At 67.3% G+C, this 18582-nt stretch carries 11 protein-coding genes; 7 read left to right on the top strand and 4 right to left on the bottom strand.

The window, feature by feature from the left end; all coding sequences use genetic code 11:
- Positions 1 to 21 precede the first annotated feature (21 nt).
- A complete protein-coding gene (locus tag E7V67_024695) occupies positions 22 to 636 on the top strand; it encodes a winged helix-turn-helix domain-containing protein (GenBank protein WUR12855.1) in 615 nt (204 codons plus the stop codon).
- Positions 637 to 638: 2 nt separating this feature from the next.
- Here E7V67_024695 and E7V67_024690 read toward each other — a convergent pair whose 3' ends face one another.
- Positions 639 to 2063, bottom strand: a complete 1425-nt coding sequence (locus E7V67_024690) for an ATP-binding protein (GenBank protein WUR12854.1) — start codon at positions 2061 to 2063, stop codon at positions 639 to 641.
- Positions 2064 to 2279: 216 nt separating this feature from the next.
- Here E7V67_024690 and E7V67_024685 point away from each other — a divergent pair, with 216 nt between their 5' ends.
- Both E7V67_024685 and E7V67_024680 read left to right on the top strand, forming a co-directional pair.
- Positions 2280 to 2738, top strand: coding sequence for an acyl-CoA thioesterase (locus E7V67_024685; protein WUR12853.1), 459 nt, complete (start codon positions 2280 to 2282; stop codon positions 2736 to 2738).
- A gap of 71 nt (positions 2739 to 2809) precedes the next feature.
- A complete protein-coding gene (locus tag E7V67_024680) occupies positions 2810 to 3244 on the top strand; it encodes a hypothetical protein (protein WUR12852.1) in 435 nt (144 codons plus the stop codon).
- Positions 3245 to 3259: 15 nt separating this feature from the next.
- Here E7V67_024680 and E7V67_024675 read toward each other — a convergent pair whose 3' ends face one another.
- Positions 3260 to 5077, bottom strand: a complete 1818-nt coding sequence (locus E7V67_024675) for a DUF885 domain-containing protein (GenBank protein WUR12851.1) — start codon at positions 5075 to 5077, stop codon at positions 3260 to 3262.
- 192 nt (positions 5078 to 5269) lie between these two features.
- Here E7V67_024675 and E7V67_024670 point away from each other — a divergent pair, with 192 nt between their 5' ends.
- Positions 5270 to 5482, top strand: a complete 213-nt coding sequence (locus E7V67_024670) for a hypothetical protein (protein ID WUR12850.1) — start codon at positions 5270 to 5272, stop codon at positions 5480 to 5482.
- Positions 5483 to 5488: 6 nt separating this feature from the next.
- On the opposite strand, the gene E7V67_024665 is transcribed toward E7V67_024670, so the two are convergent.
- Both E7V67_024665 and E7V67_024660 read right to left on the bottom strand, forming a co-directional pair.
- The gene (locus tag E7V67_024665; GenBank protein WUR12849.1) at positions 5489 to 6676 is read right to left on the bottom strand and encodes an HPP family protein; all 1188 of its coding nucleotides are present in this window, start codon (positions 6674 to 6676) and stop codon (positions 5489 to 5491) included.
- Positions 6677 to 6713: 37 nt separating this feature from the next.
- Positions 6714 to 7199, bottom strand: coding sequence for an Lrp/AsnC family transcriptional regulator (locus E7V67_024660; GenBank protein ID WUR12848.1), 486 nt, complete (start codon positions 7197 to 7199; stop codon positions 6714 to 6716).
- Between the two features lie 100 nt (positions 7200 to 7299).
- Between E7V67_024660 and E7V67_024655 the strand changes: the two genes are divergently transcribed.
- The 3 genes from E7V67_024655 (at position 7300) to E7V67_024645 (ending at position 18489) form a co-directional block, all read left to right on the top strand.
- Entirely contained in the window at positions 7300 to 9249 is a 1950-nt protein-coding gene (locus E7V67_024655) for an aminotransferase class V-fold PLP-dependent enzyme (protein ID WUR12847.1), read from the top strand.
- Between the two features lie 132 nt (positions 9250 to 9381).
- Positions 9382 to 9759 (top strand): GFA family protein, encoded by a 378-nt coding sequence (locus E7V67_024650; protein ID WUR12846.1) that lies wholly within the window; start codon positions 9382 to 9384, stop codon positions 9757 to 9759.
- 195 nt (positions 9760 to 9954) lie between these two features.
- Positions 9955 to 18489, top strand: coding sequence for a glucoamylase family protein (locus tag E7V67_024645; GenBank protein WUR16341.1), 8535 nt, complete (start codon positions 9955 to 9957; stop codon positions 18487 to 18489).
- Positions 18490 to 18582: the final 93 nt, after the last annotated feature.

Genomic DNA, 18582 nt, shown 5'->3' with positions numbered 1-18582 from the left:
CCTTCATGCTAGTATTTGGCCATGATTGCCTCAGCCTTGTTTACTCCCGCCCAGCAAAAACTGCTGGGCTTGCTGTTTGTGCGTGTCAACGAGGGTTTTCACCTCAACGAGATCATGCGCCTGACCGGATTGGGCAGCGCTTCCGCGCAGCGCGAGTTAAAGCGTTTGCATGAGGCAGGCCTGATCGTGTCGGAACGCATCGGCAACGTGCGCCAGTTCCGCCCGAATAAACAAAACGTCGTGTATGAGGAATTGACCAGCATCGTCAAGAAAACCTTCGGCCTGGTCAGCGTCCTCAATTCCGCGCTGGCACCGATGCGCAAATCGCTGAATGTGGCGTTCGTGTATGGAAAAACGGCGAAGGAACAGGAAGCCTCGGCCGATGCGATCGAGCTATTGCTGATCGGCGAGAATACGACGTATGGAGAATTGCTGAGCCGCCTGCCCGTGGCGGAGCGGTTGCTGCGCCGCAAGATCAATCCGAACCTGTATTCGCTGCCCGATTTCCATCGGCGCCTGCGCGAGCAGCAGGGTTTTATCCTGAACGTGTTGAGCGAACGGAAGATATTCGTGCTGGGCGATGAAACAGACCTGGACGATGTGGTCCGCGGCGCGGCCGAGGAATCGCCCTCCTGAATTCATTTCGCCTGATGGGGCATCGGATAATGGTCGGGGACCGGCTCGTCGGCGGCCCGCGATGGCAAGTGCGTCGGAAAGCCGACGGTAAAGCGGGTAAATGACCCTTTTTCCGATTCGCAGCCGATGGTGCCGCCAAAGGCCGTGATCACCTTGTGGCAGAACGCCAGCCCCATGCCCGTGCCGCCGCCGGAATGGCGGGTCGTATAGAACGGATCGAACACGTGCGGCAGCACGTCGGCGGCGATGCCCAGGCCGGTGTCGGTGACGACCAGCAGGTTCTGGCTGGCGCCCGCATGGCACTCGATCAGCACGGTACCGCGGCCGGCCCCCTTCAACGCCTGCAGTGCGTTCTTCAGCAGGTTGTACAGCACATAGACCAGCAGGGTGTCCGAGCCGAAGAAGCGGAAGTCGTCGCGGATCGATACGCTGACGCGCTCGCGTTCCCGTTCCGAGAACGGATAGCAGGCGATGGCCTCGTCCACGCAGCGCTTGACGGAATGGATGGCGAAACCGTCACGCTGCAGCGAGCCGGCGCGGGCGGAGGCCAGCAGCATGTCCACGATGAAATTCGAACGCGACACTTCCGCCTCGATGTGCTGGGCGATCTCGCCCAGGTATTCCAGTTGCTGCGCATTCAAGCCAGGCGCTTGCGAGCGCTTGTACCCGGCGATCAGCTCGGGCAGGCTGCGCGCCAGCACCCGCGACTGGCTGCGGATCGTGGCCAGCGGCGTGCGCACTTCATGGGCGATGCTGGCGGCCGTGGCGATGGGGTCGGCCAGCAGGTTGTGCCGCACCATGGCCTGCGCGATCAGCCCCAGGCTGGTGGCGATGAAGATCACGCCCGGCGGGTAGAGCTCCACGCCGTAGTTGCACAGGTAGTCCACCGCGGCGCCGAAATAGATGAGGATGCTGACGAGGCAGTAGCGCAGCCGCGCCTTTTCCGTCGAGAGGGCGACCTGCTGGCGGCGGTACAGCAGGTACAGGCCGCGCGTGACGACCACGACGGTCTGCACCAGGTGCAGCGGATGCAGCCAGCCGGCCTGCGGGTAGTGGCCGAAGAAATACGTGTGCATGCCGGCGATGAACCAGTCGGTCGTGGCGATCATCACGGCCAGCGCGCCCGCCAGCGCATAGCTGCCGTGCACCAGCGGCTTCTCGCTGCGGTGACCCGTCAGTTCCGTGATGAAGTGATACAAGGTGGTGGGCAGGAACAGGATGGGCAGGTAGCCCAGCCGGGCGATGTTCAGGGCCAGGACGGGATCGTCGACCTGGAACAGCACCGCCCAGGCGGCCTGCCAGAAGAAGGTCGTGAAGCAGACCAGGAAGAAGGTCATGCTGACACGGTTGACACCACGTGAATTGAGCACATAGACGCCGTAGCCAATGAAGAGCAACGACACCAGGCCCGGCAGAATGGAATACATGCGGTCCTCTCGCCAGAGTAACGAAACCGAAGCAGGCAAGCGATCTTAACAACGGAATGTGGCGATGTCCTGGCTAAGTTGGCCCTAATCAATGCGGAGTTGCGTTAAATCAAAAGTGCTCCATGCATTCAGGCAAAAAGTAAAGGTGTTCGGCAACTGATGCCGCACGCCACCGGACACTAGAGCCGGACGGCCACTAATCCTAGGGAGCAATTCATGTTCATGCACGCCAACGTAGCGAACGATGCAAGCAATGACGTATGCAATAGCGCCGAATTGACGTTCCACCACCAGTTGTCGATCTACCTGAAAGATTCGAATGCCTATGGCAATACCTACTTCGCCCGCTACTTCGAGTGGCAAGGCATCTGCCGCGAAAAATGGTTCTACGAATGCATCTCGCGCGACATGCTGCAACAGGAAGGCGTGTTCATCACCAAGCATGCCCAGCAGGACTACCTGGCCGAAACCTTCCCGTTCCAGGAGATCACCTGCGAGGTGAATGCCTACGACGTCAAACGTTGCTCCTTCTGGCTGGAATTCCGCTTCTACGCCAACGGCGCGCCGGTCTCGATCGGGCGCCAGCAAATCGTGTTCGCCAACCACAGCAAGCAGATCACCGCGTTGCCGGAACTGGTCATCAAACGCATCAAGCGCTATGCGCTGTCCAAGTAAGAGCTTGCTCATGGGCAATGCCATCCTTGGCTTGCAGGGTACACTGAAGATTACTCCACTTCGGAGGTACCATGAAGCAGGACAGGTGCAAATTGTGGAACCCGTGGGCGGCCGCCGGCTGGAGCCTGTTGTTTTCGCCGGCGTTCGGGGCATGGTTGCATGCCGCGAACTGGCACGCGTTGGGGCGGCCCGACAAGGCCGTCGTGGCGCGCCGCTGGAGCTGGCTCGTCATTGCGACGATCCTGCTGTCGGGCGTGGCGGCCGCGTTGTTCGAGCTGTATGCGCGGCACCTGCCCTGGCTGGCCGGCGCCGCCCTGACGGTTGCATGGTGTGGGTTTCCTGCCCGCGAGCATTGCCGTTACGTGTGGATGACCACCGGCGGCGATTATCGCCGCCGTCGCTGGGCGCCAGCACTGCTGGGCGGCATTGCCGGCTGGCTGCTGCTGGCCTTGCTGTCGCTGGGCGCGGCAACCCTGCTGGTGGGCTTGGGCGGCGTCTATCTGTAGCCGCCCAGGGCCGCCTTATCGGCCGGCCACCTTCTGCTGCGCGATCCAGTGGTCGATCTTCGCTTCCAGCAAGCTCAGCGGCAGGGTGCCGTCGCCCAGCACCTGCTCGTGGAAGGCCGGCAGGCTGAACTTGTCGCCCAGTTCCGCCTGCGCGCGCTGGCGCAGTTCCATGATCTTCAACGCGCCGATCTTGTACGCCAGCGCCTGGCCCGGCCAGGCCATGTAGCGCTCGGTTTCGCTTTTCGCGACGGCATCGTAGCCCAGCGTGTCCTTCATGTACTGGATGGTCTGTTCGCGCGTCCAGCCTTTGGCGTGCATGCCCGTGTCGACGACCAGGCGGGTAGCGCGCAGCAGCTCGTCGTTCAGGTGGCCGAAGTACTGCGCCGGATCTTCGAACAGGCCCATCTCGCGCCCCAGCGTTTCGGCGTACAGCGCCCAGCCTTCGGTAAAGGCCGTGTTGCCGCCGAACTTGCGGAAGTTCGGCAGGCCCAGTTCCTGCATCAGCGCGATATGGAAGTGGTGACCCGGCTTGCCTTCATGCAGGAACAAGGTCGTCATGCCCGTGCTGCCGTATTTCTTCGGGTCCGTCACGACCGACCAGAACACGCCCGGGCGCGAGCCATCGGCCGCCGGCGCCGTGTAATGGTCCGAGGCCGTGTCGCGGCTCAGTTCCGGCTCCAGGCGCAGGTCCAGCTTGGCCTTCGGCAGCAGGGTGAACATCGACGGCAGCTTGGTGTCCAGCAAGTCGTTCAGCTTGTGATACTCAGCCTGCACCTGCTCTTCCGTCTTGAACGGGAAGAAGCGCGGCTGCTGCGAGACCCAGACCGGCAGGCCGGCCGCAGGGCCGTCGTAACCCAGCTTCGGGCCCAGCCGGGCGAACTCGCCCTGGATGCGCGCCACTTCCTTCAGTCCGATCGCATGGATCTGCTCCGGCGTCAGGTTGGTCGTGGTCGAGTCGGCCACGCGCGCCTTGTACCAGGCCGGGCCGTTCGGGACGTCCGCCAGGCCCGTCGACGTGCGGCAGGCCGGCACGTATTGCTGCTCGAGGAAGGTGGCCAGGCGTGCCAGCGCCGGCATCAGCTTGGTGCCGATCGTGGCGCGGTACGCGGCCGTCAGGCGCGCCTTGTCGGCGGCGCCGAAGCTGGGCGGTATCTTCTTGATCGGCGTGTAGTAGATGCTCTGCTCGGGCGTGGCGCTGACCAGCTTCTGGAACTGCGGCAGGGCGGACACCATGATCGCCTTCGGCTGCGTGACGCCCGTGCGCATGCCCTCCTTCATGTTGACGATGGCCTGGTCGATCCACGCCGGCAATTGCGTCAGGCGATTCAGGTAGGCCTCGTATTGCTTGACGGTGGTCAGCGGTTGCGACGCCTCGCCACCGGCGAAGTTCGCCAAGGTGATCGGCATGCTGTCCATCTGGCTGATCGGCAGCAGGTGGCTCGGATAGGGCTCCAGCGACAGCAGGGTCTTCAGCTCGAACGCCAGCACGTCGTAGTTGATCTGGTCGCTGCGCACCAGCGCGCGGCGGTCGATGGCGTTCAGGCGCTTCTGGTACTGACGGTAGCGCTCGTACTGACGGGCCCGCTCGGCAGGCGCGATGGCCATGCCGATCTGGTCGTCGAAACGGTTGTCGCCGTTTTCGGTCGCGCCCACCGGCTCGAAGCGTGCGATGGCGTCGTAGTACTCGTCGGCCAGTTGCAGGAAGCGCTTGCCGGCCGCATCGGCGACGGCGGCCGACACCTTGCCCTTGGCCGGGGCAGGGGCGGCGGCCTGGACGGGGCCAAATGCCAGCAGCAGCGCGGCGGCGCACAGGGTGACGCGGAGAGATTTCATGCGAATTCCGTTTATTAATGAGTTGAAAACAAACGCGACAGCATAAGCGATAAGCACCCGGCGGCAAAGAAGTTGTCTCGACGGTATGTCAATTTGTAATGGTTTGTCTCAACTGTGTTGTTGCGGTTGAAACATCGCTATCATGCTGCAAGGAACTTTTTGCAACCGATCAAGAACAAGAACAGGAATTCGATGAAGCAGTTGACTGCCCTGATGCTGGCCGCCACCCTGGCGCTGCCCGCCGCCGCGGCACCCGTCGCCAAGCCGGAAAACACCTCTGTCGCCCGTCGCGTACCGCCCCGGCCGGCGCCGCAACCGGCCGGCTGGGCCATGCTGGCCGTGGCCGGCTTGCTGGTCGGGCTGGGGCTGTTCCGCCGCCCGGCACAGGCGGAAGTCTTTTCGTAAGGCTGCTTAGGCCGGCACGGCGGCCGGTTCGGCCTCGGCAAGGCGGTGTTCGTACAGGGCCGCCACCACGTCCGACTGGGTGACGATGCCGGCAAAGCGCTCCTCGTCGTCGACGACCGGGATATGGTGCAGGCCGGCATCGGCCATCAGCGGCACCAGGTCGACGATCGGGGTATCCAGGCGCGCGACCTTGGGCCGTGCCGTCATGATCTGGCCCACCACTTCCGCCTTTTCCGAATGGGACTTGCCGCTGGGCCGCAGGAATTCGACCAGCCGTTCGCGCATCGAGCGGTAATCGTCCAGGCCGCTATGGCGCAGGAAATCCCCCTGCGTGACGATGCCGATCACCCGCCGCGCCGGATTGAGCACCGGCACGGCCGCGATATGGTGGCCGCGCATCTCGCGCCAGGCCGTCACCAAACTGGTGCCGAACTCGGCCGTGATGACGTCCTTCGACATGATGTCGCCGCAGCTGATCACGCCGAAACGGCGTTGGTAGGCGCGCAGCTCGGTCTGCAGGAACAGCGCTTCCAGGTCGTCGCGGCTGATGTCCAGCACCTGGCCATAGCGCTTCAGCACGGCATCCAGGTCCTCCGGCCGGAAGCCCAGGCGCACGGTCGGAACCGCGTCTTTGGTCGCGTGGGGATTCGGATGCGCGAGCACCTGGCTGTGGGGATACCGCCGACCGGTCAGGTTGTTGTACATGATCGCGGCTGCCACCAGCAGCAAAGAATCGAGCAGGACCGGACCGAACGCGAAACCGAAGCCGGCCGCATGGACGGCCGGGCCGCCGATGACGGACGTCAACGCGGCGGCACCCCCGGGCGGATGCAGGCAGCGCAGGCTGAACATGGCGCCGATCGCCAGGGCCGTCGCCAGCGCGGCCAGCGCGGGCAGCGGCAACGCATGGCCCAGCCAGCGCACGCAGGCGGCGCCGACCAGCGCCGAGATGACGTTGCCGCCTACCACGGACCAGGGCTGTGCCAGCGGACTGGCCGGCAGGCAGAACAGTAGAACGGACGAGGCGCCCATCGGCGCGACCAGCCAGATGGCGTCCTCTCCCAGCAGCAGGTGGGCGGACAGGCCGGTGATCAACAAACCCAGCAGTGCGCCGCCACAGGCGCGTAATCGTTCGGCCGCGCTGGCCGTCCCTGCCGCCGGGATGAATGCGGTAAAGAAAGATTTAAGAGGCATCTTTCCATTATCCCACGGCTGAGCCGTTGCTGCAGGGCTACCCCATGCTGCCGTGGGAGACGAGCTCGAGCGGCAGGGCCGTGGTGTATTTGATCTGCTCCATCGAGAAGGCGGACGACACCCCGGTCAGGTTGGCGGTGCGGATCAGTTTCTTGTAGAAGCGGTCGTAGCCGGCGATATCGGTCGTCACCACCTTCAACAGGTAATCGACGTCGCCGCTCATGCGGTGGAATTCCAGCACCTCCGGCAGCGCGATGACGGCGGCGGCAAAGCGCTGCAGCCATTTTTCGTCGTGCTGGCTGGTGCGCACGCTGACGAAGACGGTCACGGGCAGGCCCGTCTTGTGGCGGTTGACGATGGCCACACGGCTGTCCAGGTAGCCGTCTTCCTCCAGCCGTTTCAGCCGCTTCCAGCAGGGCGTGCTGCTCAGTCCGACCCGCTCGGCCAGCTCGGCGACGGACAGCGTACCGTCCACCTGGAGGGCGCCAAGGATCGCGTAGTCGAACTTGTCGAGATGGTTCATGCTAAAAATCCCCATTTAAGAAGAATGTATATGCTGTTTATGGCGCTCCAAGCAGGCATTTTAGAACGGATTCTTCGCGATTAACACTTAAGCTACCCGGATGACGACTGAAATCTATCTGGATGGCAATGCCACCACCGCCGTGCTGCCGGCGGCGTTGCGTGCGGCCGTGCAGGCCATGGAGCGCTGTTACGGCAATCCCAGCAGCAGCCACGCGACCGGGCTGAAAGCCAAGGCGCTGCTGGACGACGTGCGCACGCGTGCCCGCCGCGTGCTGGGCGCCGACAGCGGCCGCCTGATATTCAACAGCGGCGCCACCGAAGGCATCCAGACGGCCGTGCTGTCCGCGCTGTGCGCCATCCGCGAGCGGCGCGCGGCCGGGCTGGCCACAGGGTCGCTGTTGGTGTATGGAGCGACCGAACACAAGGCCGTGCCGGAAAGCCTGGCGCACTGGAATCGCCTGCTGGGGCTGGACCTGACCCTGCATAAACTGCCGGTCGGCAGCGATGGCCGCCACGACCTGGCGGGCCTGCGCGCCGTCGCGCCGGAGGCGGCGTTCGTCTGCACGATGGCGGCCAATAACGAAACGGGCGTCATCTCGGACCTGGACGGCATTGCCGCGGCCCTCGACGGCAGCCCGGCGCTGTGGATGGTCGATTGCGTCCAGGCCCTGGGCAAGCTGCCGCTGCGCCTCGCGTCGACCCGGATCGACTACGCGCCGTTCTCCGGCCACAAGCTGTATGCGCCGAAAGGCATCGGCATGCTGTACGTGCGCGCCGGCGCGCCGTTCACGCCGCTGATGATGGGCGGCGGCCAGGAAGGCGCGCAGCGCTCCGGCACGGAAAACATGGCCGGCATCGCCGCGCTGGGCGCCGTGTTGGCCGCGCTGGAAGAGGGCGGCACCTTCCGCACTCCAACCGAGCTGGCCGCGCTGCGCGACCAGGTCGTGACCACCCTGCGCCAGGCGCTGCCCGGCATCGTCTTCAACGCGCCGCTCGAGCAGGCGCTGCCGACGACCATCAATTTTTCCGTGCCGGGCCTGTCCAGCAAGGAGCTGCTGGACGTGTTCGACGCGGCCGGCATCCGCGTCTCCGCCGGCAGCGCCTGTTCCGCCGCCAAGGCCGCGCCCAGCTATGTGCTGGAGGCGATGGGCCTGCCGGCATGGCGCAGCAGCAGCGCGGTGCGGCTGTCGTTCGGCCCCGCCACCGATGCCGCGGCCATCGCGGCCGCGTGCGAGCGCATCGTGCGCTGCGGCGACGCGCTGCGCCTGGCCGGCCTGCTGGCGGAAGGCATGGCCGGCACGGCGGCGCTGGATGGCCCGCTGCAACTGACGGCCGCCGGCGCGCATACCTGGCTGGTATGCGACGCTGCCAGCCGCGCCTGCGTGCTGATCGATCCGCAGGCGGCGTTGACGGCGCGGGTCGATGCGCTGCTGGGCGGCCACGGCTTCCGGCTAGTAGCGCGCCTGTCCACCCGCGACGGCGCCTCGTGGCCGGTCGAGGGCGACGTGCTGGTGCTGGGCGCGCGCCGGCTGCGCCGCATGGCGCTGGGCCCGGCCAGCCTGTGCTACGTGCTGGACAGCGCCGACGGCACGCCGTCGCACGCCTTTGCCGGCGGCGCCGAACCGGCCGCGCTGGCGGCACTGCTGCCGCCGGAAACGCTGCTGTGCCCCGGTTTCGAAGAGCAAAGTGCGTGCTGTACCAGCTTGCGCGTGGCGCTGGCTGGCCAGACCGCATCCGCGACAGCGGACATGCATCTGGATGGGCAGGCGCTCGACGCGCTGCTGCGCGCCCATCCGGATGCGCTGCTGGTGGACGTGCGCGAGGCCTACGAGCACGCGGCCGGCGGTGTCCCCGGCCTGCCGGCCGTCAGCGTTCCGCTGAGCCGTCTCGCCGCGCACCTGCCCGCCTGGCTGGGCCGCGCCGACAACGCACCGCTGGTATTCGTCTGCCGCAGCGGCAACCGCAGCGCCCGCGCGGCCGAGTGCCTGCGCCGCCATGGCTACCGCCAGGCCTACCACTTGGCCGGCGGTGTCGCGCTGGCCGCATAAGCATCCTCGTAGTTGGTTTTGCCTTTCGGGCGGCCTGCGTGGCCGCCTTTTTTTAAACGGTGACTGTCACCGTTTTTCTGGCACCATGGCCGAAAGTCCGGGACTGTCCCGGACGATTCTGAAGGAGACGGCATGAGCGAGCAGCAACTCCACGGCAGCTGCCTGTGCGGCGGCATCGTCTACCGGGCCGCGGGCCCCGTCCATCACAGCAGCCACTGCTACTGCACCATGTGCCAGAAGCAGCATGGCGCCGGGGCCGGCACCTACGCCAACGTCGACAGCGCCGGCTTCGTCTTCGACCAGGGCCAGGACCTCGTCACCGAATATGCCTCGTCCGACCACGGGCGGCGCGGCTTCTGCCGCGTGTGCGGCTCGACCTTATATTGGCGCAGCACGCAGGCGCCGCAACGCATCGCGGTCACGCTGGGCACGTTGGAGCCGGCGTACGACGGCCCGGTCGAGCGAGAGCTGTTTACGGACACCAAGCCGCGCTGGCTGCCGACCCGGTAAGTGCTGGGTTGCATCTTTTGCATTTCTTCTTGGCTATATGTACGCTGGCGTACAGTGGCTTCGCCTGCGCCCGCCTAACATCGGCTGGAACATACTTTCAGTCGCACCAGCGAGGCCACAGTGACCCAGACGCCGCCCGAGACCCCCGCCGAAGATGACCTGCCGCTGCGCGCGGAACTGTTCAGCGCGCAGCAGATGGCCAATCACGGCCGCGCGTTGGCCATGTCGCACCAGCTCAGCGGGAAGGGCGGCCCGGACCGCCTGCTGGCCCGGCTGACGGCCAACGCGGCCGTGTTGCGCAAGACCATCGAGGACCTGACGACGGCCGTGCGCGAGGGCCGCCAGGTCACCCCGGCCTCCGAATGGCTGCTGGATAACTACTACCTGATCGAGGAGCAGGTCCGCATCGCGCGGCGGCACCTGCCGAAGAACTACAGCCGCGAGCTGCCGCGCCTGGCGCTGGAAGCCGACACCCCGCGTGTCTACCGGCTGGCGCTGGAAGTGATCGCCCATGGCGACGGCCGCGTCGACCCGGAAAGCCTGTGCCGCTTCGTCGAGGCCTACCAGGAAGTGGCGCCGCTGACCCTGGGCGAGCTGTGGGCCATCCCCATCATGCTGCGCCTGGCGCTGCTGGAGAACCTGCGCCGCGCGGCTGCGCGCGTGGCGGAAAACCGCTACCAGCGCGACCTGGCCAACAGCTGGGCCGACCAGATGGTCGACGTGGCCGACAAGAACCCCAGTGGCCTGATCCTGGTGGTGGCGGACATGGCCCGCTCCAACCCGCCCATCACCAGCGCCTTCGTGGCCGAGCTGTCGCGCCGCCTGCAGGGCCAGAGCCCGGCGCTGACCTTGGCGCTGACCTGGGTCACGTACCGCCTGGCCGACGCCGGCCAGACCATCGAGCAGCAGATCCAGGCCGAGATCGGCCAGCAGGCCGCCGAGCAGGTCTCGATCGCCAACAGCATCGGCAGCCTGCGCTTCCTGGGCACGATGGACTGGCAGGAGTTCGTCGAGACGATGAGCAAGGTCGAGCACATCCTGCGCACCGATCCGGCCAGCGTGTACGGCACCATGGATTTCGTCACGCGCGACCAGTACCGCCACGTGATCGAGAAGATCGCCCGGCGCAGCAAGCTGTCCGAGGCGGAGGTGGCGCAGCAGGCGATCGAGCTGGCACGCGCGCACACGAACAGCGACGATGCCCGCCACGCGCACGTCGGCTTCTACCTGATCGGCAAGGGCGTGATGCTGCTGGAGCGGCAGGCCGGCATGCGCCGCACGCCCGGCCAGGCGCTGCGCCAGACGTTGCGGGCCGCGCCACTGGCCTCCTACCTGGGCGGCACCGCGGTGCTGTCCGTCGTGCTGACGGCGCTGATGCTGGAACGCGCGGTGCGCGACGGCGTGCAGGGCTGGGCCCTGGTCGTGCTGGCGGTGCTGGGCCTCTTGGGCAGCAGCCAGCTGGCGCTGGCCCTGGTGAACTGGGTCGCCACCTTGCTGGTGCGGCCCAACCCGCTGCCGCGGCTGGACTTCAAGGAAGGCATCCCGTCCGATGCGCGCGCGCTGGTCGTGGTGCCGTCGCTGCTGTACAGCGCGGCCAACATCGACGAGCTGTGCGAGCAGCTGGAGGTGCGCTTCCTGGCCAACCGCGATCCGAACCTGCGTTTCTGCCTGCTGTCCGACTTCAACGATGCGCCGAGCGAAACGCTGCCCACCGACGCCGCGCTGCTGGAGCGGGCCCGCCACCATATCGAGGACCTCAACCGAAAGTATGACGAAGGCGACGGCGGCCCATTCCTGCTGCTGCACCGGCACCGCACCTACAACGAGGGCGAGGCCGCCTGGATCGGCTACGAGCGCAAGCGCGGCAAGCTGGGCGAATTGAACCGCTTCCTGCGCGGCGGCGCGCGCGAGCGCTTCATGCTGGTCGTCGGCGACACGTCGCAGCTGCACACGATCAAATACGTCATCACGCTCGATTCCGATACGCAGCTGGCGCGCGACTCGGCGCGCCAGTTCGTCGCCACCATGCGCCATTCCCTGAACCTGCCGCGCATCGACCCGCGCCGCAACCGCGTCGTCGAGGGCTACGGCATCCTGCAGCCGCGCGTGTCCGTCAGCCTGCCCAGTGCCAACGCCTCGTTGTACGAAAAACTGTGCGGCGGCGAGCCGGGCATCGACCCTTACACCCGCACCGTGTCCGACGTCTACCAGGACGTGTTCGCGGAAGGCTCCTTCATCGGCAAGGGCATCTACGACGTGGACGTGTTCGAGCAGGTGCTGGGCGAGCGCTTCCCGGAAAACCGCATCCTCAGCCACGACCTGCTGGAAGGCTGCTACCTGCGCGCCGGCCTGCTGTCGGACGCGCAGCTGTACGAGCAATACCCGCAGCGCTACCGCGACGACGTGACGCGCCGGCAGCGCTGGATCCGCGGCGACTGGCAGCTGGCCGGCTGGCTGGCCGGCCGCGTGCGCACCGGCACGGGCGCGCGCGAGCGCAACCCGCTGTCCGCGCTGTCGCGCTGGAAGCTGTTCGACAACCTGCGCCGCAGCCTGGTCGCGCCGGTGCTGACCCTGGCGCTGCTGCTGGCGTTCGCGGCGCTGCCGCACCCGTGGTTCTGGACCGGCGTCGTGCTGGCCATCATCTTCGTGCCGGCGCTGGCCGCCGCGCTGTACGACCTGGCGCACAAGGCGCCGGATACCCTGTGGCGCCAGCACGTGCCGAACTCCCTGCGCCGCAGCGGCCTGCACTTCGCCCATGGCATCCTGATGCTGGTGTTCCTGCCGTACGAGGCCTGGTTCAGCCTGGACGCCATCGCGCGCACCATCTGGCGCATGGCGATCTCGCGCCGCCATTTGCTGGAGTGGCGGGCATCGGCGCTGGCGCGCTCCAACGGCGGCCTGGCCGCGTCCTGGCGCACCATGTGGATCTCGCCCGCACTGGCGCTGGTGGCCGGCGCGGCGCTGGCGATGACGCGCATCCAGGCCTTCGAAGCCGCCACGATCTTCCTGGTCGCCTGGTTCGTGGCGCCGCTGGTCGCATGGTGGATCAGCCGCCCGATCGAGCCGCTGCAGGCACAGTTGTCTTCCGAGCAGCACGACTTCCTGCACGCTCTGGCGCGCAAGACGTGGGCCTGGTTCGATACCTTCGTCGGCCCCGAGGACCACTGGCTGCCGCCCGACAACGTGCAGGAGCACCCCAGCACCGTCATCGCGCACCGCACCTCGCCCACCAATATCGGCATGGCGCTGCTGGCCAACCTGACCGCGTACGATTTCGGCTACGTGACGGTGCAGCAGCTGATCGGCCGCACCGCCAACACGCTGCGCACGATGGGCACGATGGAACGTTACCAGGGCCATTTCTATAATTGGTACGACACGCAGACCACCAAGCCGCTGCAGCCGATGTATATCTCCACCGTCGACAGCGGCAACCTGGCCGGCCACCTGCTGACCCTGCAGGCCGGCCTGCTCGGCCTGGCCGACCAACCGATCCTGGGGCCACAACTGGCCGACGGGCTGGCGACGACGTACCGCATCCTGGCCGACGAGGCGGCAAGCGCCGGCCTCCCACCGGAACAGCTGGCGGCGCTGCGCGAAACGCTGGCGCCCACGCCGCCGCGCTATCCGTCCAACCTGGTCGAGCTGCGCAAGTGGGTGACCGAGGCGGTGGCGGCGGCGGACGCTTTCCTGGCCGGCAGCGCCACGGCCGAGGGCAGCGTCGGCCAGTGGGCCGCGGCGCTGGCCGCGCAATGCCACGCCGCGCTCGACGAAGTGAACCTGCTGGCGCCATGGACGGGCGCCGAGGCGGGCAGCGTGTTCGACGCCAGCCTGCTGCGCATCCCGACCCTGCGCGAGCTGGCCGGCTATCCGCTGCCCGGCGCCGCGCTGACGGACCTGGCGCCGGAGGAGCGCGAGCGGCGCCAGCACCTTTCCGTGCTGGTCGAGCAGGGCGCGGCGGCGGCGCGCGAGCGGCTGGCGACCCTGCAGTCGCTGGCGGCGCAGGCGCGCGAGTTCGCCCAGCTGGACTACAGCTTCCTGTTCAACCGCACCACCAAGCTGCTGGCGATCGGCTACAACGTCAGCGAACGGCGGCTGGACGGCAGCTATTACGATTTGCTGGCCTCCGAGGCGCGCCTGGCGAGCTTCGTCGCCATCGCCCAGGGCCAGCTGCCGCAGGAGCACTGGTTCGCGCTGGGCCGGCAGCTCGCCATCGTGCACGGCCAGCCGGTGCTGCTGTCATGGAGCGGCTCGATGTTCGAGTACCTGATGCCGCTGCTGGTGATGCCGACCTATCCGCACACGCTGCTGGACCAGACCTATCGCTCCGTGGTCGCGGCGCAGATCGAATACGGCCGCCAGCGCAACGTGCCGTGGGGGATTTCCGAATCCGGCTACACCACGGTGGACGCGGCGATGAACTACCAGTACCGTGCCTTCGGCGTGCCCGGCACCGGCATGAAGCGCGGCCTGGCGGACGACCTGGTGATCGCGCCGTACGCCACGATGATGGGCCTGATGGTGGAGCCGGAGGCGGCTTGCGCCAACCTGGCGCGGATGGCGGAGCTGGGCTTCATGGGACGCTACGGTTTCTACGAGGCGGTCGACTACACGCCGGCGCGGCTGCCGCGTGGCCAGGCCTTCGTCATCGTCAAGTCGTTCATGGTGCACCACCAGGGCATGGGGCTGCTGTCGCTGTCCTACCTGCTGCACGACCGGCCGATGCAGCGCCGCTTCGAGTCCGACCCGATGCTGCAATCGGCCTTGCTCATGCTGCAGGAGCGCAGCCCGCGCGTGGGCGCATTCTACGCCAGCAGCGCCGAGCAGGCGCCGGTGCTGCGCGAGGCGGCCGCGCAGGAACAGGCCAGCCCGATGCGCATCCTGACGCGGCCCGATACGGCCGTGCCGGAGACGCAATTGCTGTCGAACGGCCGCTATCACGTGATGGTGACGGCCGCCGGCGGCAGCTCGAGCCGCTGGAAAGACTTGATGGTGACGCGCTGGCGCGAGGACAGCACGCGCGACAACTGGGGCAACTTCTGCTACGTGCGCGACGTCGCCAGCGGCCAGTTCTGGTCGGCCACTTACCAGCCCACGCTGGCCGAGCCCGAGCGCTACGAGGTGATCTTCTCGGAAGGCCGCGCCGAGGTGCGCCGCAGCGACCACGGGATCGACCTGTACACGGAAATCGTCGTCTCGCCCGAGGACGATATCGAGATGCGCCGCATTCGCATCACCAACAAGTCCGAGCGCCAGCGCACCATCGAGCTGACCAGCTTCGCCGAGGTGGTGATCGCGCCGGCGGCGGCCGATGCGGCCCATCCGGCGTTCTCCAAGCTGTTCGTGCAGACGGAGATCGTGCCGGACGAAAGCGCGATCCTGTGTACGCGCCGCCCCCGCAGCAAGGGCGAACACGCGCCATTCCTGCTGCACCTGATGACGGTGCACGACGCCAAGGTGGTCGAGGTGTCGTACGAGACGGACCGCGCCCACTTCATCGGTCGAGGCAACTCGGTGCAGGCGCCGCGCGCGCTGCTCGAACCGGGACCGCTGGCCGGCGGCCACGGCTCGGTGCTCGATCCGGTCGTCGCGATCCGCTACCAGATCGTGCTGCAGCCCGACCAGGTTGCCACCGTCGACCTGGCGACCGGCATGGCCGATACGCGCGAGGCGGCCCAATACCTGATCGACAAGTACCAGGACCGCCACATGGCCGACCGCGTGTTCGAGCTGGCCTGGACGCACAGCCAGGTGGTGCTGCGCCAGCTCAACGCCAGCGAGGCGGACGGCCAGCTGTACAGCCGCCTGGCCAATCACGTGATCTACCCGAACGCCACGCTGCGCGCCGAGCCGGCGGTGCTGATCCGCAACCAGCGCGGCCAGTCCGGCCTGTGGCCGTACGCGATCTCGGGCGACCTGCCGATCGTGCTGCTGCAGGTGAAGGACTCGGCCAATATCGAATTGGCCCGGCAGATGGTACAGGCACACGCCTACTGGCGCCTGAAGGGACTGACGGTGGACCTGGTGATCTGGTACGAGGACACGTCCGGCTACCGCCAGGCGCTGCACGACCAGATCATGGGCCTGATCGCTTCCGGCATCGAGGCGCAGTCGATCGACCGCCCCGGTGGCATCTTCGTGCGTCCGCTCGAGCAGATCTCGCCCGAAGACCGCATACTGCTGCAGACGGTGGCGCGCGTCATCGTCGGCGATGGCCGCGGCTCGCTGGTCGAGCAGGTCAAGCGCAGCGGTCCGGCACCGCTGCGCATGCCGCCGCTGCTGGCCGACAGCTCGGGCGAGTACGACGATGCGGGACCCGTGACGCTCGTGCCGCACGACCTGATTCTTCACAATGGCATCGGCGGCTTCACGCCGGACGGGCGCGAATACGTGATCGTCACGGGACCGAACCGGCGCACGCCGGCGCCGTGGTCGAACGTGCTGGCCAATCCGCAATTCGGCAGCGTCATTTCCGAAAGCGGCCAGGCCTATACCTGGCACGAGAATGCGCACGAATTCCGGCTGACGCCATGGCACAACGATCCGATCAGCGACGCCAGCGGCGAAGCGTTCTACCTGCGCGACGAAGCCAGCGGCCACTTCTGGTCGCCCACGCCGCTACCCGCGCGCGGCGCCGGCGACTACGTCACGCGCCATGGCTTCGGCTACAGCACGTTCGAGCATACCGAGGCCGCCATCACGTCGCGCCTGACGACGTACGTGGCGCATGACGCGCCGGTGCGTTACACGGTGATCCGGGTGCGCAACGATTCGCCGGTGCCGCGCCGCCTGTCGGCCACCGGCTACGTCGAGTGGGTGCTGGGCGAGATGCGCTCGAAGTCCGGCATGCACGTCGTCACCGAGGTCGATCCCGTCAGCGGCGCGCTGTTCGCCCGCAACGCCTACAACACGGAGTTCTCCGGCCGCGTGGCCTTCTTCAACGCGGACGCGCCAAACCGCACGGTGACGGCCGACCGCACGGAATTCATCGGCCGCAACGGCAGCCTGGCCAATCCGGCCGCGCTGGGGCGCCAGCGCCTGTCCGGCAAGGTCGGCACGGGGCTGGACAGCTGTGCGGCCATCCAGGTGCCGTTCGAGCTGCTACCGGGCCAGGAACGCGAGATCGTCTTCGTGCTGGGCCTGGGCGGCCGCCGCAACGCGGACGCCACGACCATGGTGCAGAAGCATGGCGGCGCCGCCGCCGCGCAGGAGGCGCTCGACGCCGTGCGGGCGCACTGGGATCGCACCTTGTCGGCGGTGCAGGTGGCTACGCCCGATCCCGCGCTGGACGTCATCGCCAACGGCTGGCTGATGTACCAGACCATCGCTTGTCGGCTGTGGGCGCGCAGCGGCTACTACCAGTCCGGCGGCGCGTTCGGCTTCCGCGACCAGCTGCAGGATGCGATGGCGATGGTGCACACCGAGCCGCAACTGCTGCGCGAGCACCTGTTGCTGTGCGCCGCGCACCAGTTCGTCGAGGGCGACGTGCAGCACTGGTGGCACCCACCGGCCGACCGCGGCGTGCGCACGCACTGCTCGGACGACTACCTGTGGCTGCCGCTGGCGACCAGCCGCTACGTCGAGGTGACGGGCGACGCGGCCGTGCTGGACGAACAGGCGCACTACCTGGAAGGGCGCCCCGTCAAGCCGGAAGAGGATTCGTACTACGACCTGCCGGCCCGCTCGGCGCAGGCGGGCGACTTGTACGAGCACTGCGTGCGGGCGATCCGCAACGGCCTGAAGTTCGGCGCGCACGGCCTGCCGCTGATCGGTTCGTGCGACTGGAACGACGGCATGGACAGGGTGGGCGCGGAAGGCAAGGGCGAGAGCGTGTGGCTGGCCTGGTTCCTGATCGAGGTGCTGCGCCGCTTCGCGCCGCTGGCGGAAGGGCGCGGCGACGCGGCCTTCGCGGTCGAATGCCGCGCCGAAGCGGACAAGCTGGCCGCCAACGTCGAACAGCACGCATGGGATGGCGAATGGTATCGCCGCGCCTATTTCGACGACGGCACGCCGCTGGGATCGCACGAGAATCCCGAATGCCAGATCGACTCGATCTCGCAGAGCTGGGGCATCCTGTCCGGCGCGGCCGATCCCGAGCGTTCCCGCCAGGCGATGGCGCAGGTGGACGCGCGCCTGGTGCGGCGCGACTTCGGCCTGATCCAGCTGCTCGACCCGCCGTTCGACAAGGCCGACCTGAATCCCGGCTACATCCGCGGCTACGTGCCGGGCGTGCGCGAGAACGGCGGCCAGTACACCCACGCCGCCGTGTGGACGGTGATGGCCTTCGCCCAGCTGGGCGACACGGACAAGGCGTGGGAGCTGATGCGCCTGATCAATCCGGTGCAACACGCCAGCAATGGCGACAACGTGGCGACCTACAAGGTGGAGCCCTACGTGGTGACGGCGGACATCTACGCGGTCGAACCGCACGTGGGCCGCGGCGGCTGGAGCTGGTACACGGGATCGTCCGGCTGGATGTACCGGCTGATCCTGGAGTCGCTGCTGGGTGTGCGGCGCACGGGCGATCGTCTCGTCGTCGCGCCGCGCCTGCCGGCCGACTGGGACGGTTTTACCTTGAGCTACCGCTACGGCAGCAGCCGCTACCTGGTCCGCGTGACGCGCGGCGCCACGGCGGTCGTGGTGGACGGCGACTTCATTGCCGACGGCGTTATCGCTCTGGTGGACGATGGCAAGGAACATGCGGTGGAGCTGCGAATCAGCGCCGCATGAAGCATCGGGGTCTGTCCCTTCGGGCCTGACCCCGAAGTTTACTCAAGGTACCAGAAGGCATGCAAACTTCGGGGTCAGACCCGCAGGGTCAGA

The organism is [Empedobacter] haloabium (genome assembly GCA_008011715.2).
Classification (GTDB): Bacteria; Pseudomonadota; Gammaproteobacteria; order Burkholderiales; family Burkholderiaceae_D; genus Rugamonas; species Rugamonas haloabia.
Note: the sequence above shows the minus strand (reverse complement) of the source record. Positions and strands in the feature narration are given on the sequence as shown.

Coding starts and splice junctions, on each gene's coding strand:
- E7V67_024695 (WUR12855.1), top strand. CDS start 22: ATGATTGCCTCAGCCTTGTTTACTCCCGCCCAGCAAAAACTGCTGGGC.
- E7V67_024690 (WUR12854.1), bottom strand. CDS start 2,063: ATGTATTCCATTCTGCCGGGCCTGGTGTCGTTGCTCTTCATTGGCTAC.
- E7V67_024685 (WUR12853.1), top strand. CDS start 2,280: ATGTTCATGCACGCCAACGTAGCGAACGATGCAAGCAATGACGTATGC.
- E7V67_024680 (WUR12852.1), top strand. CDS start 2,810: ATGAAGCAGGACAGGTGCAAATTGTGGAACCCGTGGGCGGCCGCCGGC.
- E7V67_024675 (WUR12851.1), bottom strand. CDS start 5,077: ATGAAATCTCTCCGCGTCACCCTGTGCGCCGCCGCGCTGCTGCTGGCA.
- E7V67_024670 (WUR12850.1), top strand. CDS start 5,270: ATGAAGCAGTTGACTGCCCTGATGCTGGCCGCCACCCTGGCGCTGCCC.
- E7V67_024665 (WUR12849.1), bottom strand. CDS start 6,676: ATGCCTCTTAAATCTTTCTTTACCGCATTCATCCCGGCGGCAGGGACG.
- E7V67_024660 (WUR12848.1), bottom strand. CDS start 7,199: ATGAACCATCTCGACAAGTTCGACTACGCGATCCTTGGCGCCCTCCAG.
- E7V67_024655 (WUR12847.1), top strand. CDS start 7,300: ATGACGACTGAAATCTATCTGGATGGCAATGCCACCACCGCCGTGCTG.
- E7V67_024650 (WUR12846.1), top strand. CDS start 9,382: ATGAGCGAGCAGCAACTCCACGGCAGCTGCCTGTGCGGCGGCATCGTC.
- E7V67_024645 (WUR16341.1), top strand. CDS start 9,955: ATGGCCAATCACGGCCGCGCGTTGGCCATGTCGCACCAGCTCAGCGGG.